We start from the raw sequence: 15,665 nt of genomic DNA on the forward strand, positions 1-15,665 counted from the left end.
CGCCTCCCAACAAATGCCTCCCCAATTCGCACGACTTAGGCTGCGCCAGTCTCCAGATAGAACCGGTTGAGCCAATCCGCAGACAGGGCCGGACGACTCTCGTCCTCGATTTCCACGGTTGAGGCCCAGGTGATGTCCAATTCGCCGGGCTTCACCGCCCTCACGTCTTTCAGGACAAACCGCCCACGAACACGGGATCCGGATTTCACCGGGCTCAAGAACCGGACCCGGTCAAATCCGTAGTTGATGCCCATCACCATGCCCTGAATTCGTGGCTGCGCCTCCAGGCCCATGGCAGACAACAACGACAGCGTAAGGAACCCGTGTGCGATGGTTCCGCCAAAGGGGGTCTTTGCCGCTTCGGTAGGATCGACATGGATGTACTGATGATCCCGGGTCACCTGCGCAAAAGCATCGATCATGGCCTGATCGATGAGATGCCACGAAGATACGCCGACCTCCTTGCCGACGAGACCGCTCAAGGTCTCGACAGGCAAGTCAGTGTCATCCAGATCCGGGATCAACTATAGGCCTCCTGGAACAGGTCCGGACCGGTTTCCACGTTGATACCGCCGCTGACCGGAATGATCGCTCCGGTGATGTAGCCACCGCCTGCTCCGCAGAGAAACTGCAGGATCGCTGCAATGTCTTCGGGCTTGCCAACGCGGCCAAGCGGCACTTGAGCCCCCACCCGGCTGCAGGTGTCTTCGTCCGCTGTCGCAAAGGCCGTCATCTTGCTGACAAACGGTCCGGGAGCCAGAGCGTTGACGGTGATCCGCTTGTCCGCAAGTTCCTTAGCCAGGATCCGGGTCAGGTGATGAACAGCTGCCTTAGACGCGGCATAGCTGTAGGCCCGGTCGCCATGCGGGGTTTCGCCCATCACCGAGCCGACATTGACCACCCGCGCTGGATCGTCATCCGATGCAGACGCTTCCAGCATCGGCAACAGGCTTTGGGTCAGATGGAAGAGGCCGGTCACGTTCAAGCGCATCACCCGGTCCCAGGCTTCATAGGGGAATTGGCCGAGCGGCATGCCCCAGCTGGTCCCGGCATTGTTCATCAGAATGTCGAGCTTATCGGTGCGCTTTCCAATTTCAGATGTGAGTGCCGCAATACCGTCCTCTGTCGCGACATCCCCGCCGAACCCTTCCACTTTGCCGGAATAGCCCAGCGCATTGAGATCCTCGGCTGCCCGAAGGCAAGCCTCCTCCTTGCGGCTGGCAATCAACACCCGTGCGCCAGCAGCGCAGAGGCCTTCAGCGGCCATGCGGCCGATGCCGGTTGCCCCACCTGTGACAAGGGCAGTCTTGCCTGTGAGACTGAACAGTTTATCCGGGGTCATGCTGCGCCTTCTGCGAAGTTTTTGCGGAGGGTGAGTTTGGATACTTTGCCGGTCGCCGTCAGCGGCAAAGCGTCGACATAAACGACGTCATCCGGCAACTGCCATTTGGCAAAATGTTCGCCCAGCATTTCAAGAAGTTCGTCCTTCGGCGGCGGCACATCGTCGTCTTTCGATTGAATGATTAGGAGCGGGCGCTCGTCCCACTTTGGATGCGGCACAGCAATCACAGCACAATTGGCAACGCCGGAATGGGACATGACGATGTTTTCCAGATCGAGCGAGCTGATCCATTCCCCGCCGGACTTGATAAGGTCCTTCGACCGGTCGGTGATAACCAGAAAACCGTCGGATGTAATCGCAGCGATATCCCCGGTGCAGAACCAGCCTTCTTCGTCAAACACCAGTTTTGAGGCTTCCGGGTTCTCAAAATAGCCCGACGTAATCGAGTTTCCGCGCACATAGAGATGACCTGGCGTCTTGCCATCATGCGGCAGGCGGTTGCCTTCATCGTCGACAATTTTGAGATCGACACCAAAGACCCGGCGGCCCTGGGATTGTTTCCGGTCAATCCGGTCCTTCATGCTCCAATCGTCCATGCGCGGCGGCAGATTGCCTTGCGTACCGAGCGGGCTCATTTCGGTCATGCCCCAGGCGTGGCACACATTGACGCCCTGCTTTTCAAATCCCTCGATCAGGGAGCGCGGCGCGGCAGATCCGCCGACGACGATATCGCCGAGGCCTTCAGGCAACCGGCCGCGCTGGTTGATTTCATTCATGAGACCGAGCCAGACCGTCGGAACGCCCCAGGCGGAAAACACCTTCTCGCGCTCCATCAGATCGTAGAGGGATTTACCATCCAGCGCGCCGCCCGGGAAAATCATGCTGGCGCCGGACAACGGCGCTGAATAGGGCAGCCCCCAGGCGTTGACATGAAACAGCGGGACAACCGGCAGAATACGGCTGCCTTCCTGCAGAACCTTGGGGAGGGTCACGCACAAGCTGTAGGCGTGCAGGACCGTGGACCGGTGGGAATACAAAGTCCCTTTGGGATTGCCCGTTGTACCGGAGGTGTAGCAGAGGCCAGCGGCCGTCTCTTCCGGGAAGTCTGGCCAATCCATGTGATCCGGCTGACCATCCAGGATCTCTTCATAGCAGAGAACACTCTCCAGAGATGTTTCCGGCATATGCGCCCGGTCGGTCATGACGACGACACGCAGATCTTCAGGCAGGTGTTCGCGCAGTTTCTCTATGATCGGGACAAAGGTGAGATCAACAAAGAGCAAACGGTCTTTCGCGTGATTGATGATGTAGATCATCTGCTCTGCGGAGAGCCGCGGGTTGATCGTATGGCAGACCGCCCCAATCCCGGAGATCCCGTAATAAAGCTCAAAATGCCGGTAGCCGTTCCAGGCAAGGGTCGCGATGCGATCCCCAACTTCGATCCCCAGCCCCTGCAGGCCATGCGCCAGTTGCGCGATCCGTTTGGCGGTTTCGCCGTAAGTGGTTCGGTGAATATCACCTTCGGTTCGTACGGAAACGATTTCGCTGTCCGGAAAGGTATCAGCAGCAAAAGTGATGAGGTCCGCAATTTTCAGCGGACGATGCATCATCTGTCCCTTCATGTGTTTCCTCCCAAAAACACCAAAGTTGATTTCATGCGATCATAGGCAGGTTTTTCAGGCCAAGACAAACTTCTCATTGAGAAAAATGACCTTCCGCAACTGCAGCTTAGCTCTTTGCCGTATGTCCTCGTGTCTGGAGCATGCCCTTTGGAACTCTTGGCCTGACTTGCGCCGACTATCTACCCGAACGGCTGTCAATTGCTTCGGTGCTTGATCGCCTCACATCCATCATTAAGGCCGATCATTCCGCACCGCACTTCTACTAAGGACCGTATTGATTTTCACAAAAAGCCCGCTAACGGTTCGCTAGCGTATCATTTCAATTCGCGCCGGATGGGTCTCGATTTCCAGTTTGGAGGCGTGCAGCGGCTCACCATCGAGGTTCACCTGGACCTGATTATCTGCCTCGATCCTCAGCGACTTCACTTTGCGCATAATGGCAATTTCCGGAATACGTTCCGGGTCCCCCTCAAGCACGATGGACAGGAACTCTGTCACTCGGTTTCGATCCGGCATCGGCAGAATGGTGAGATCAAGAAATCCGTCATCCAGTTCGGCTGTTGGGCATAACCTGATCCCGCCGCCGGCGCGGCGGCCATTACCGATGGCAAGCGCCATGAACGCGCCCTCCCACGAAAACCCATCGGTTTCGATCCGGCCTTCGCAGGCGGCAAGCTCTGAAAACCGGTTGATCCCGGTAAAGAGATAGGCGGCCCCGCCCAACAACTTCTTCAGGTTCGGATCCGTTTCCGCGGTCACCCTCGTCCCAAAGCCGCCGGTCGCCATGTTCACGAAGACACGGCCATTCACAGTTCCAATGTCCGTTGGCTTGGGTTTCCCTCTTGCGGCAAAGCGGAAGGATGAGACGATGTCCGATGGGTCCAGCCGGATGTGGTGGGCGAAGTCGTTAGCGGTTCCGAGCGGCAAAACCGCGAACGCAAACGGAGGCTTTTCCTCCGCCTCAAGTCCATCGAGAACACCGTCCACCACAGCATGAATTGTTCCGTCGCCGCCGCCGCTCACCAGAACATCGATCTTCTTGTCCTGATGCTCTTTCAGAGCCTCGAGAGCAAACCGCTCGGTATCTCCGGCCTCATAAGTCACGCGCACCGAGACCTCGTGACCCATGTTCCGAACCGCATCCACAGCAGCACGAACATCTGCGCGGCCTGCGGATTTACCGTTTAGAATCAGACGCAAGTGACGTTTGCTCAAAGGACTCTCCAAATACAATCGGCCTGGATCATCCAGGCAACATGGTCTCTCGGTCGGTTCTTGCCGACCGGGCTTCCTCAGCCAACCATTTGCGGAAGGCCGCAACGACCGGGCGCATGGTCCGGCCTTCCGGATAGACAAAGAAGTAAGCTGTTTCGTGCTCCGGCGGAACATCAAACAAACGCACTAGGCGGCCGGAAGCAAGCTCCTGCTCGATAAAGAAGCGGGGTATGAGCGCGGCGCCCGCGTGGTGGATCGCAGCCTCCGTAATCATGACGAACTGCTCGAACCTTGCACCTTGGAAAGCCGCATCCGTTTCCACACCGGCACTTTCAAACCAGTGCCGCCAGGCCAGTGGACGGGTCGCCAATTGCAAACGTGGCACCCGCGTCAAATCCTCCGGCACACGGATGTTATGCCGGTCCCGAAAAACGCGAGAGGCAACGGGGATGACTTCTTCGTCAAATAGATGTTCGGCAATTGCCCCCGCCCAGACGGGATCCCCATGGTGGATGGCGCCATCGAAAGGCTCTTCGTCGAAATCGAAAGGCTGCAGCCGGACGCTCAAGTTCAAACCCGCGTCCGGATATCGGCGGATAAAGTCGGCAATACGCGGCGCCAGCCAACGAGTGCCGAATGTTGGCAAGACCGCAAGATTGAGTACATCCGCGCTGCCTGCAAACGACATTACCTGCCGCGTGGCGAGCGTCATTTGTTCCAGAGCGCCCCTGATATCATGAAGGTATAGCCGCCCGGCATCAGTCAGAACGATCCGCTGACGTACGCGGCGGAACAACTCCACTCCCAACCGGTCTTCGAGCTGACGCACCTGTTTGGAGACAGCGCCTTGGGTCAGGTGCAACTCTTCCGCTGCACGGGTAAAGCTGAGATGGCGGGCCGCACACTCAAACGCGATGAGGGTGTCCGCGGGCGGCACAAATGCCCGTTTCATACCTTGCGAATTTCCTAGTTCATTCCATTTGGTAATGAATGATGGAGGAGAATTCGCTTTTCCGCAAACACAAATCAGGCAACTCTGTCTGAAACAGAATGATCTGCCTTGAATAAGGCGCCTTGAAACGATTGCGGCCAGCACCTGTTTGGCCCGGGAGATCTGTTATGAATGCACCGGCAAATGTGAAATCAGCCCCAGCTGGCGGCGGCGTTTTCGACTGGCAAGACCCATTCCGTCTTCGCGATCAGCTGAAAGAGGACGAGCAGCTGATCATGGACACGGCCCGCTCCTACGCTCAGGACAAGCTGCTGCCGCGGGTCATCGAGGCCTATCGCGAAGAAAAGACCGATCGCGAAATCTTCAACGAAATGGGTGAACTCGGCCTGCTGGGCGTTACCCTGCCGGAAGAATATGGCGGGGCAGGCGCCTCTTATGTCGCTTACGGTCTGGTTGCCCGGGAAGTTGAACGCGTTGACAGCGGCTACCGATCCATGATGAGCGTTCAGTCCTCCCTGGTGATGTACCCGATCTACGCTTACGGATCTGAAGAGCAGCGGAACAAGTATCTGCCGAAACTCGCCAGCGGCGAATATGTCGGCTGTTTCGGCCTGACGGAACCGGACGCAGGATCTGATCCGGCCGGTATGCGCACGCGCGCTGAAAAGATCGACGGCGGCTACAAGCTGACCGGCTCCAAGATGTGGATCTCCAACTCGCCGATCGCGGACGTTTTTGTTGTTTGGGCAAAGTCCGAAGCTCATGACGGCGCAATCCGCGGCTTCGTCCTGGAAAAAGGCATGAAAGGCCTGAGTGCCCCGAAAGTCGGCGGCAAACTGTCGCTGCGCGCTTCCATCACCGGCGAGATCGTCATGGACAACGTGGAAGTCGGCGAAGATGCGCTGCTGCCCAATGTATCCGGCTTAAAAGGCCCGTTTGGCTGCCTCAACCGGGCCCGCTATGGCATTTCCTGGGGCGCGATGGGCGCCGCTGAAGATTGCTGGACCCGCGCACGCCAATATGGCCTCGACCGCGAACAGTTCGGCCGTCCGCTGGCACAAACCCAGCTCTTCCAGAAGAAACTGGCCGACATGCAAACCGAAATCGCTCTTGGCCTTCAGGCTGCGCTTCGCGTCGGACAGCTGTTCGATGCCGGTCAAATGGCTCCGGAAATGATTTCCATCGTCAAGCGCAACAACTGCGGCAAGGCCTTGGACATCGCCCGCCAGGCCCGCGACATGCATGGCGGCAACGGGATTTCCGAGGAATACCATGTCATGCGCCACGCCCAGAACCTGGAAACGGTCAACACTTATGAAGGCACGCATGATGTTCATGCGCTGATCCTTGGCCGTGCTCAGACCGGCTTGCAGGCATTTTTCTAAGAATTGACTTTTGAGGCGGGCCGTTTGGCCCGCTTCCTTCTTCTGGGGGCTATATGGCGCACCAAACCGCGGATGTCGTAATCCTTGGCGGAGCCGTCATGGGCTCTTCCGTTGCCTGTCATCTTGCCCAGCGCGAGGACTTCTCAGGACGCATTATCGTTGTTGAGGCAGATCCCTCATATGAGATTTGCGCCTCTGCGCGCTCGGCAGCTTCCATACGCCAGCAATTCTCCAGCGCGATCAACATCGAGATCTCGCTCTATGGCATAAAGTATCTCCGGGAAATCGGCGCCCAGCTCGCGGTGGATGGCAACCGCCCCGTGATTGACCTTCATGAAGGCGGATATCTCTTTCTGGCAACGCCGGACAAGCAACACATCCTCCAGGAAAACCACCAACTGCAACAAGAGCTGGGTGCAGACATCGCATATTATGATGCAGACGGCCTTGTAGCGAAATTTCCATGGCTCAACACGAGTGATCTGGCTGCAGGGTGTCATGGACTCACGGGTGAAGGCTGGTTCGACGGCTACGGCTTGATGCAGGCCTTCCGAAAGAAAGCCCGGTCTCTCGGCGTGGACTACTTTTCCGGAAAAGCGGCAATTGAGAGAGAGGGCGCTGGGTACTGGTCTGTGCGCCTCCCCGATGGCGCCACTGTCTCAACACCAATTGTGGTGAATTGCGCCGGCGCCTCTGGCGGTGCGGATCTATGCTGCCAGGCCGGGATTGATGTGCCGATCGTTCCGAAAAAACGTTGCGTGTTCACGTTCGAATGCCGGGATAGCCTTGCGAAATTCCCACTTCTCATCGACCCGACCGGGACCTATGTCCGCCCGGAAGGCACAGGCTATATCTGCGGATCCGCACCGCCCGAAGATCAAGATCCGGACGCAACTGACTTCGATGTCGATTACGGGCTCTTTGAAGAACACATCTGGCCCGTTCTTGCCAACCGCGTGCCCGCCTTTGAAGCGATCAAACCGGGCGCTGCCTGGGCCGGCACCTACGATATGAACCTTTTTGATCACAATGCGTTTTTGGGCGGCGTTACGGGCGTTGACGGGTTCTATGTGGCGCTCGGTTTTTCCGGCCATGGACTGCAGCAATCGCCCGCCGTCGGACGTGGCCTGTCAGAGCTGATTGCTACGGGCACTTATCAAACGCTGGATCTCACACCGCTCGCGTTCGATCGCCTGGCAGCCGATCATCCGATTGTCGAGAAAAACGTCGTCTGAGGTCTTCTCCCTGCAACCAGTTCCTATTCGGCAACCTGGAGCATTGTGGGCGGCTGGCCAGGGCGTTCGCCTGCAGGCCCATGGGTGTCATTGGCTGCTTCGTCTTCCGTCGGAGGGGGCACAGTTGCCTCCTGTTCTTGAGCAGCCGATGGCTGGAATGACTGACTGTTCTCCATGCGCGCCCAGTCGATGGCCCGTGAGAAAGTGTCCTCAAGCAAGCTCCCCAAGCGCTGCACCCGGCTCTTGTCTGGCTCGAAGGGCGGCGATTCGTGGCGCAAATAGGCTCGCTGGGCAATCAAAAGTGACAAGGCGTGAAGGCCGCGCTCCGGTCTTCCATAGGTCCGTGTCAAATGACCGCCTTTCATAATTTCATCGACACCGACCGTGTATCCTTGCTGACTTTTGAAGGAGCCGACAATCAAGTTCAGCAAATCGGGATCGCAGGCCGTCCCTTCTGCACTGCCAACACTGATGACCGGCAGGCCTTTGTCCGTCACGCCCTTGATATGAGATCGCATGGATTGGCAATCGATTACGATCACCTTGCGGTGCATCCTGGACAGCCGGGACACCTGCTGCTGCACAGCTTTTTCGAATGGCCTTGCAAACAAAAGGACCCGTTGTTCGACTTCGGTTGCTCCCGGCTCCTCTCCATCCAAATAGATGCGCTTGCCGTCGAGGGTGGTCACCGGACAAAGCGCAGTCTTCGGGTCTTCGGAAGCGCTCAGAGGAGTTTCCAAATCGCGATCAAGGTCAATGACATACCGGGAGATGGTTGAGCGGATGATTGTTGCATTGAGATCGGAGGATAACCGCAGGACGTCCTCAAGACGCCAGGACAGGTCCGTCTGCAACCGACCAGTCGCATTCAGCCGTTTTCCGATCACTGCCGGCACATCTGTACCGGTATGCGGCAAACACAAAACGAGAGGGCTGGCCCCCTCTTCGACCACAATCATACTGCACCGCCCAGTTGACGATCTCGTCCAGAGACCAGCTTGTATAATTTCCTTTACGGAAACAAGACAGATTCCGAAGAAACAACCCCTGAATTTGTCTTACGAAGCAATCACAGCCCTTCCGGCGAATGAACATTGGCACCTGCGCGACCAAAATAGCCACAAAAAGCTCGACATTCACCTCCTTCATTCATCATCAGGCTCTTTTTTGCCCTCAACTTGCATCTATACTTCTATTGGAGCAAGAAACATGCACTCTTGACCGAAAGCCTCTGGCGCGCAATTGTGAAGACTGACCCGCCCGGCCCGTCCGGCCGCACTCATTTCAGCTCATTCGGGGCTTAGCCCCTGCATTTAAAAAGGATGCCGCCATGCCGCTGCGATATGGCAAGGAATTTTTGATGATTCCGGGACCGACCAATGTCCCTGAAGAAGTCTTGAGGGCCATGCATCGGCCAGCGATCGACATCTATGAAGGCCCCTTGCTGGAAACCACAGATGCTTGCCTTTCCGGCCTGAAACAGCTTTTCCGGACAGAAGGCAAAACGTACATCTACGCGGCCAACGGACATGGCGCCTGGGATGCCGCCCTCACCAACACACTCAACCGAGGTGACAAGATCCTGGCGCTTCATTCCGGTTTGTTTGCAGCCGGTTGGGGAGAGGCCTCAAAACTCTTGGATCTGAATGTCGAGGTTCTGCCCGGGACTTGGCGCACAGCGGTCGATCCGGACCAGCTGGAGGCGCGTCTGACGGAGGATACCGAACACGAGATCAAGGCAATCCTCGTTGTTCAGGTTGATACAGCCTCCGGGGTCTGGAATGACATTCAGGCTCTGCGAGGGGCGATTGATGCCGCCAAGCACCCTGCCCTTTTCATGGTCGACACCATCGCATCGCTCGGATGTATTCCCTTCGAAATGGATGAATGGGGGATCGACGTCGCCTTGACCGGATCTCAGAAAGGATTGATGTCACCGCCAGGCCTTTCCTTTGTCGCCGCCGGGCCAAAGGCAGACAAGGCGCACGAAACCGCAAATCTTCGAACCAACTATTTTGACTGGACGTTCCGGCAAGGCCCTGTTCACTACCAAAAATACTGTGGCACGCCGCCGGAGCATCTGCTGTTCGGGTTCCGGAAAGCGCTCGATCTTGTGTTCGACGAGGGTCTTGAGCAGGTTTGGAACCGTCATAAACTCTTGGCGGATGCGACCAGGGCGGCCGTAAGCCAGTGGGCCAAAGGCGGTGTTCTGGAATTCAACATCGAAGATCCGCGCCACCGCTCCGACAGTGTCACGGTGGTTCGGCTCAAGGATACGGATCCCGAGCCACTGCGCGACTTCACCAAGGAAGTTTGCGGCGTCACCATCGGAGGGACAATCGGAGAGCTTTCCAATGAAGGTATCCGGATTGCTCATATGGGTCACGTGAACGCTGTCATGACGCTCGGTACGCTGTCCGCGATCGAGCTCGGTCTTGCGAAGCTTGACATCCCTCATGAAAAGGGCGGCGTTCAGGCCGCGATCGACACTCTGGCCGGGGCTCTTTAGAGCGCCCCGCAACAATCCAGGCTCGGGCTCCAAACGGGCCCGGCCAAGATTACAGAACTTCGTCCAAACGGTCGCAGATGGTCTTCAAAACCTTGACCCGCGCGTGTTTTTTGTTTTCTGCAGAAACCAACGTCCACGGCGCATAGTGGGTTGAAGTTCGGTCGACCATATCACCGGCGGCAATGGCGTACTGGTCCCATTTAAGACGGTTGCGCCAATCCTCGTCAGTGATCTTGTGCTGCTTGTACACGGTTTCCTCGCGGGCCTTGAACCGCCGGAGCTGTTCCTCTTCGGAAATGGCCAGCCAGAATTTGCACACAGTGTATCCGAAGTCTGTGAGTTCCTGCTCGAACTCGTTGATCTCGTTGTAAGCGCGCAGCCAGTCATCGTGACCGGCAAAACCCTCCACACGTTCAACAAGAACCCGCTCGTACCAAGACCGGTCAAAAATCGCGAAGTGTCCTTTTCGCGGTACGCGGCGCCAAAACCGCCAAAGATAAGGGCGTGCCTTTTCTTCATCGGTTGGCGCCGAAATCGAATGCACCTTATAGATCCGTGGGTCTAGCGGCCGGATCAAACGCCGGATGGCGCCGCCTTTGCCAGCCGCATCATTGCCTTGGAAAACGAGGACAACACCGGTCTTCGACATCGACTTGCGGTCTGAGAGTTCGGAGAGCCGGTCCTGATACTTTTTTCTGAGCTCTTCGTATTCGGTCTTCTCCAGTGTCTCGGTCAAATCGATCGCGTCGACCGCGGTTTCCCGCTTCAGTCCACCCACCACAGGCGGCGCTGCGACCGAGGTGGGCTCGCCATCTTCAAGCTTGAGCTGCATGGATCTTGCGACTGTCTGCCCAAGAGCTACGTCGCGGTACTCCGGATCTTGCGAGGGGATCACAAACCAAGGGGCAAACCCCATACTGGTTTCCAGAATAATCTTCTCACCGGTTTCACTGGCTTTCTTATGGTGCTTCAAGGCCGCCCAGTCTGCCAGGACATGCCGGCCAGCATTTTTCTTTTCGATCTTCTTCAAGCGTTCCTTTTGAACATCCTTGGGAAGGACAAACCAAAACTTGAGGATGAGAACGTCTTCGTTCGCCAGCATCTCCTCAAAACGCCGGATCCGAACCAAACCCTTCTCGAAAGCATCCTCGTCGATCTTTTTGTAAATGCGGTCGCGCAACAGGGACTGATACCAGCTGCCGAAAACAATCGCGGTTTCTCCCTTGGCCGGCAAATCCCGCCAATAACGCCACAAGGGCGGGCGCAACCGGGCCTCATCCATGGGTTCGCCATAAGCGTTGCACACGAGATGCCGTGCATCCATCCAGCCATAAAGCCGGGCAACCGCTTCGCCCTTGCCGGCCCCATCAAGGCCATCAACCAGGATGAGTGTGGAAAATTGCTGCTTCTCGATCACCGGAAGCTGCGCCGCCAACAGCGCCTCGCGAAGTTCCGGTTCAAGTTTCTTGAAGGACTTTTTGGTCATTTTTTGCGGCATGCGGGCAGATTCGAACATTGCGTCCTCCGGTCACGAACCATGAAGCCACATTGTGAAACAGCAAACCTGAAAAAACCACTCCGTCGCTGAAGACAGGCATAATGCGGTAAGGGAAACTGCATTTTCCCTGTTGGAGGATGCGATCAGCGCATATATGAAACCCTGCCCGCATCCGAATTTCACGGAGCCGGGTTATAACATTGCCAGCACCTTCTTAGAGACCGCCGGATTTCCGTGACAGACTTCCTTGATCCCATCCTGCATTTCATCGCCGAGAACCCGTCGCTAGCCGGGTTGATCTGCTTTTTGGCAGCCATGGGCGAGGCATTGTTCCTGATCGGATTGTTTGTTCCAACCACTGTTGTTTTGGTGGGTGCCGGCACCCTTGTTGGCCTGGGCAAGCTTGATCTGATGCCGCTGCTCATCTGGACAACGCTTGGCGCAACCGCAGGAGATGCGATCTCCTATTGGATTGGCTGGGCCTTCAAAGACAAGATCAAAAGCATGTGGCCGCTGAACAAGTACCGCAACGTGGTCGAAAGCGGCGAGGAGTTCTTCAAACAACATGGCGGCAAGAGCGTCTTTATCGGCCGCTTCGTTCCAGGTGTAAAATCCGTGGTTCCGGGCATTGCCGGCATGGCCGGTATGAATTTCACCCGGTTCTCGGTGGTCAACTTCACCTCCGCAATCGCCTGGAGTGTGGCGCACATTGCGCCGGGCGTTATTGCCGGGTCAGCGCTTCATGCGATCGGTCAGATCAGCGGCCGCCTTGCGCTGGTTCTGGGCGCGCTTCTCCTGGTGATCTTCCTGGCGGTCATGCTGGGCCGGTGGTTGATCCTCATTATTCTGCCCCTGTTTCCAAACGCGCATTCGGCCATCGCACGCTGGTTTGCCCGGCGGCCCGACCGGATCTCGCAATGGATAGGACACAATTTCGATCCGGCTCACCCCCGCTCTGCGGGAATGCTGGCCTCGACTGTGCTTATCCTCATCACGATGCCTGCTTTCTTCTGGCTGATTGGTGAAGTCGCTCCAAACGAACCGATGGTTCGCGCGGACCTTGCCATCCTGAACCTCTTTGACAGCCTCAGAACGCCCGTCGGTGACAAGATCATGGTCTTCATGACCACACTGGGGGACGGCATCGTCGTGACTGCGATTGCGCTTGCCGTGGCATCCTATCTGTTCTTCCGAAAGGCCTGGCGCCGCGGCATCGGGTTTGTCATCGCGATTGCCGGCACGGCCATTTTTGTGCCTTTGCTGAAATTGATGCTGCACCGCTCCCGGCCCATGGAGCTTTACACAGGAGCCGACTCTTTCAGCTTCCCGAGCGGCCATGCAACGCTCAACACCGTCCTGTTCGGTATCTGTGCAGTTCTGATTGCCCATGACCGCAGCCGCTGGGTAAAAGCGGGTATTTTCACAGTCACTGTCGCCTATGTCATCACCATCGGTTTCTCGCGGATCTATCTTGGTGCGCACTGGATGTCGGATGTGTTGGCCGGGCTCTTGTTCGGCACGGCCATCGTGTCCGCCTTCGCCTTCGTTTTCGGCCCGATCCACAACGAGAAAATCGGGCGTTTGACCCTCACAGCGATCGTTTGCGGGATGCTTGCCGGGTTCGGTGGCTGGCATGTGGCCCGCTCCTTCGATGCTGGGCTGGTCACTTACGCGCCGCAAATTCACAAAGAGATCATCCAGGCGAGCGACTGGAGAGGTGGAACCTGGCAAAGCCTACCGGCACACCGGATCGGAATTGACGGGGAAACCGAAGAACCGCTTGTCATTCAATACGCAGGTCCGCTCCAAGCTTTCGCTGACATTGCGGCGAAAGACGACTGGGTGCATCCGCCAAAGTGGTCACTGTCGACAGCAGGCGGCTTTGTGGAAGGCGAAACGCCGCCAGACTCTCTGCCGATTCTGCCGCGTAGCCAGAACGGCCGCCAACCGGACCTGGTCCTGATCCGCAACGATGCCGATGGCGCGGAGGGCGGACGCTGGGTCATGCGGCTATGGCCAAGCCGATACGAAGTTCTCGAAGGTGGGACGCTGGAGCCCCTTTATCTTGGCAGCGTCGTCCACGAGGACATTCTGAGGCCTATGGGTGAGTTCTCCGGTCCTAAAATGGACCGGGAGCTTCCTGGTGTTGAAGTCAATCCGGCCCGTCTCATACCAGGTGCAGAGACCCGGCAGCGCGCGAACCTTTCGCATGTTGTGCTGGCGCGTCTGCCCGAACCTCCCGGCCTTTCAACTCCGGCTGCAGACTGAGTTATTGCGCCCGGTAGGCCAAAGGCCAGGTTTTGGGTTCAGGCGCATTGCCGTCACAGTCGATCTTCTCCCGATACTCTATAAGTTCCAACTCAAGGACTTCGCCTGGCCCATCGATCAGGCGAAACACCTGATAGACGCCGCAGTCTCCCGCGCCCCGGCCAAACTCGGTGGTTTCAATATGACCGGACGATCCCAACACCTTGGCATTCATCGCTGAATAGTTCTGATAGCCCTCCAACCCCGGGGGATTTGGCAAGGTCAATAACTCACCCCAGTCTTGCGGCGGGTTCTGAGTTACTGCAAAGACACCGGAACCCTGATAGGCACCTTGAAAGCAAGGGATTTGCCACATCAGATAATAATCGTTGATCAAATAACGCGCGCCCGACCAGGCAAACTGGCCATCGATGTCGCAGGCTTCGCTCGCGTAATCGCGCATTTGCTGGCGCAAAACAGCCGGGATTTCGGACATATGTGCCAAGTATCGCTCGTAACCGATCGGAATACCTGCAGGCAAGTCCGGGCTGGCTGAGGCCGTCTGTGGTTGCGATGCGGTTTTCGGGCAACCGCTGACCCCTTTGGCATTCGCCGTGAAAGGCAGTTTGCCCTTCTGGATGACAGTGACCTTGGCCTTGTCGAAATAAAAGGCGTCATTTCGGAACGTGACTTCGAGAAGTTCGATCTGGACTTTTATATCCCGGTCATCGCTTGCAAACAGATATTGAGTGCCATGGCCTTCGATGGGTTCGCCGCCATAGACGAGCTCGTTTACGCTGTAGAACTTGTCTCCGATCTCCACCAATCCTGGACCCGTGAAACCATCGCTCTCCTGGTTGGCATGGAACAGATACGCATAATCGTCTGTCTCAGGGTCGCGGTTCTGCTGCCAGAACGACAAATGACACGGAGAAATTCCACCGACAATTTCGTCTTTGCCGAAAAGCTTCAATGGCAGTTTGTAGGCATCCTCATCTGCATAGGCTTGCAACGATTGAAGACACGCGAACGTGGAAAACACCAATACAGCCAACAAGTTTTGCGTTTTCATAGCCCCTCCGACGCTCAGATTTCATCTGACCATGCCGGATTTTCCGCCCTTTGGCCAGCACGCGCTTTCCCTTAGGATACTCAGGGCAGTCTCTGAATTCACCGCTTGCATCTTTTGTCTTATATTCATATATTCGAAAATAACGTAATGAGGATCCCCATGACCGAATTCACACCCATACTCAGCTTCTCAGGCGGCCTGCTGATTGGACTTGCCGCCGTCGCCCTTATGGCTGTTCATGGCCGCATTGCCGGGATCAATGGCATTGTCGGCGGGCTGCTGAGCCTAAACATCAATTCCGACTGGGCGTGGCGCGCAGCCTTTATCGCCGGCATGGTCGCCAGCCCGCTGGTTCTGCTTGGCGCTACCGGGCAACTGCCAGAAATCAGCATCCCATCTTCGCCTGCGCTTTTGCTTGCCGGAGGGTTCCTAACCGGTGTCGGGACCACGCTCGGCTCGGGCTGCACCAGCGGACACGGCGTTTGCGGAATGTCCCGCCTGTCCGCCCGTTCTATCGTTGCGACCATGACCTTCATGGCAACCGGCGGCATCACCGTTTTCCTCATCCGTCACGTGTTTGGAGGTTAA

The 15,665-nt window shown here is 57.0% G+C and carries 13 protein-coding genes; 5 read left to right on the top strand and 8 right to left on the bottom strand.

Going from position 1 to position 15,665, the window contains the following annotated elements; all coding sequences use genetic code 11:
* Nucleotides 1-35: 35 nt before the first annotated feature.
* The 5 genes from AC0J4F_RS03875 to AC0J4F_RS03895 form a co-directional block, all read right to left on the bottom strand.
* Nucleotides 36-524 carry a MaoC family dehydratase gene (locus tag AC0J4F_RS03875; protein ID WP_473025461.1) on the bottom strand — a complete coding sequence of 163 codons (489 nt, stop codon included), beginning with the start codon at nucleotides 522-524 and terminating at the stop codon, nucleotides 36-38.
* Nucleotides 521-1,342 (bottom strand): SDR family NAD(P)-dependent oxidoreductase, encoded by an 822-nt coding sequence (locus AC0J4F_RS03880; RefSeq protein ID WP_473025462.1) that lies wholly within the window; start codon nucleotides 1,340-1,342, stop codon nucleotides 521-523. The genes AC0J4F_RS03875 and AC0J4F_RS03880 overlap by 4 nt, the downstream gene beginning before the upstream one ends.
* Nucleotides 1,339-2,964 (bottom strand): long-chain fatty acid--CoA ligase, encoded by a 1,626-nt coding sequence (locus tag AC0J4F_RS03885; protein ID WP_473025463.1) that lies wholly within the window; start codon nucleotides 2,962-2,964, stop codon nucleotides 1,339-1,341. Before AC0J4F_RS03885 ends, AC0J4F_RS03880 begins: the two co-directional genes overlap by 4 nt.
* Nucleotides 2,965-3,270: 306 nt before the next feature.
* Nucleotides 3,271-4,179: a lipid kinase YegS gene (gene yegS / locus AC0J4F_RS03890; RefSeq protein ID WP_473025464.1), complete on the bottom strand. Its 909-nt coding sequence runs from the start codon at nucleotides 4,177-4,179 to the stop codon at nucleotides 3,271-3,273.
* 28 nt (nucleotides 4,180-4,207) lie between these two features.
* Nucleotides 4,208-5,131 (bottom strand): LysR substrate-binding domain-containing protein, encoded by a 924-nt coding sequence (locus AC0J4F_RS03895; protein WP_133949419.1) that lies wholly within the window; start codon nucleotides 5,129-5,131, stop codon nucleotides 4,208-4,210.
* Nucleotides 5,132-5,298: 167 nt separating this feature from the next.
* Between AC0J4F_RS03895 and AC0J4F_RS03900 the strand changes: the two genes are divergently transcribed.
* Entirely contained in the window at nucleotides 5,299-6,516 is a 1,218-nt protein-coding gene (locus tag AC0J4F_RS03900) for an acyl-CoA dehydrogenase (RefSeq protein ID WP_133949421.1), read from the top strand.
* Nucleotides 6,517-6,569: 53 nt separating this feature from the next.
* Nucleotides 6,570-7,751, top strand: a complete 1,182-nt coding sequence (locus tag AC0J4F_RS03905) for an NAD(P)/FAD-dependent oxidoreductase (RefSeq protein ID WP_473025465.1) — start codon at nucleotides 6,570-6,572, stop codon at nucleotides 7,749-7,751.
* A gap of 23 nt (nucleotides 7,752-7,774) precedes the next feature.
* Here the strand turns inward: AC0J4F_RS03905 and AC0J4F_RS03910 are convergent, their stop codons facing one another.
* Nucleotides 7,775-8,710, bottom strand: coding sequence for an N-formylglutamate amidohydrolase (locus AC0J4F_RS03910; RefSeq protein ID WP_473025466.1), 936 nt, complete (start codon nucleotides 8,708-8,710; stop codon nucleotides 7,775-7,777).
* A 371-nt stretch (nucleotides 8,711-9,081) separates the two neighbouring features.
* Between AC0J4F_RS03910 and AC0J4F_RS03915 the strand changes: the two genes are divergently transcribed.
* Nucleotides 9,082-10,260: a pyridoxal-phosphate-dependent aminotransferase family protein gene (locus tag AC0J4F_RS03915; RefSeq protein WP_473025467.1), complete on the top strand. Its 1,179-nt coding sequence runs from the start codon at nucleotides 9,082-9,084 to the stop codon at nucleotides 10,258-10,260.
* 49 nt (nucleotides 10,261-10,309) lie between these two features.
* Here AC0J4F_RS03915 and pap read toward each other — a convergent pair whose 3' ends face one another.
* Complete coding sequence (gene pap / locus AC0J4F_RS03920) at nucleotides 10,310-11,776, bottom strand: polyphosphate:AMP phosphotransferase (RefSeq protein WP_209171994.1); 1,467 nt, start codon at nucleotides 11,774-11,776, stop codon at nucleotides 10,310-10,312.
* A gap of 216 nt (nucleotides 11,777-11,992) precedes the next feature.
* Between pap and AC0J4F_RS03925 the strand changes: the two genes are divergently transcribed.
* Complete coding sequence (locus AC0J4F_RS03925) at nucleotides 11,993-14,026, top strand: bifunctional DedA family/phosphatase PAP2 family protein (protein ID WP_133949428.1); 2,034 nt, start codon at nucleotides 11,993-11,995, stop codon at nucleotides 14,024-14,026.
* Nucleotide 14,027: 1 nt separating this feature from the next.
* Here the strand turns inward: AC0J4F_RS03925 and AC0J4F_RS03930 are convergent, their stop codons facing one another.
* Nucleotides 14,028-15,077 carry a DUF1176 domain-containing protein gene (locus AC0J4F_RS03930; protein ID WP_473025468.1) on the bottom strand — a complete coding sequence of 350 codons (1,050 nt, stop codon included), beginning with the start codon at nucleotides 15,075-15,077 and terminating at the stop codon, nucleotides 14,028-14,030.
* Between the two features lie 159 nt (nucleotides 15,078-15,236).
* On the opposite strand from AC0J4F_RS03930, the gene AC0J4F_RS03935 reads away from it, so the two are divergent.
* Nucleotides 15,237-15,665 (top strand): YeeE/YedE family protein, encoded by a 429-nt coding sequence (locus tag AC0J4F_RS03935; protein ID WP_209002365.1) that lies wholly within the window; start codon nucleotides 15,237-15,239, stop codon nucleotides 15,663-15,665.

It is taken from the genome of Roseibium sp. R5 (genome assembly GCF_055755305.1).

Coding starts and splice junctions, on each gene's coding strand:
- AC0J4F_RS03880 (WP_473025462.1), bottom strand. CDS start 1,342: ATGACCCCGGATAAACTGTTCAGTCTCACAGGCAAGACTGCCCTTGTC.
- AC0J4F_RS03885 (WP_473025463.1), bottom strand. CDS start 2,964: ATGAAGGGACAGATGATGCATCGTCCGCTGAAAATTGCGGACCTCATC.
- AC0J4F_RS03895 (WP_133949419.1), bottom strand. CDS start 5,131: ATGAAACGGGCATTTGTGCCGCCCGCGGACACCCTCATCGCGTTTGAG.
- AC0J4F_RS03900 (WP_133949421.1), top strand. CDS start 5,299: ATGAATGCACCGGCAAATGTGAAATCAGCCCCAGCTGGCGGCGGCGTT.
- AC0J4F_RS03905 (WP_473025465.1), top strand. CDS start 6,570: ATGGCGCACCAAACCGCGGATGTCGTAATCCTTGGCGGAGCCGTCATG.
- AC0J4F_RS03910 (WP_473025466.1), bottom strand. CDS start 8,710: ATGATTGTGGTCGAAGAGGGGGCCAGCCCTCTCGTTTTGTGTTTGCCG.
- AC0J4F_RS03915 (WP_473025467.1), top strand. CDS start 9,082: ATGCCGCTGCGATATGGCAAGGAATTTTTGATGATTCCGGGACCGACC.
- pap (WP_209171994.1), bottom strand. CDS start 11,776: ATGTTCGAATCTGCCCGCATGCCGCAAAAAATGACCAAAAAGTCCTTC.
- AC0J4F_RS03930 (WP_473025468.1), bottom strand. CDS start 15,077: ATGAAAACGCAAAACTTGTTGGCTGTATTGGTGTTTTCCACGTTCGCG.
- AC0J4F_RS03935 (WP_209002365.1), top strand. CDS start 15,237: ATGACCGAATTCACACCCATACTCAGCTTCTCAGGCGGCCTGCTGATT.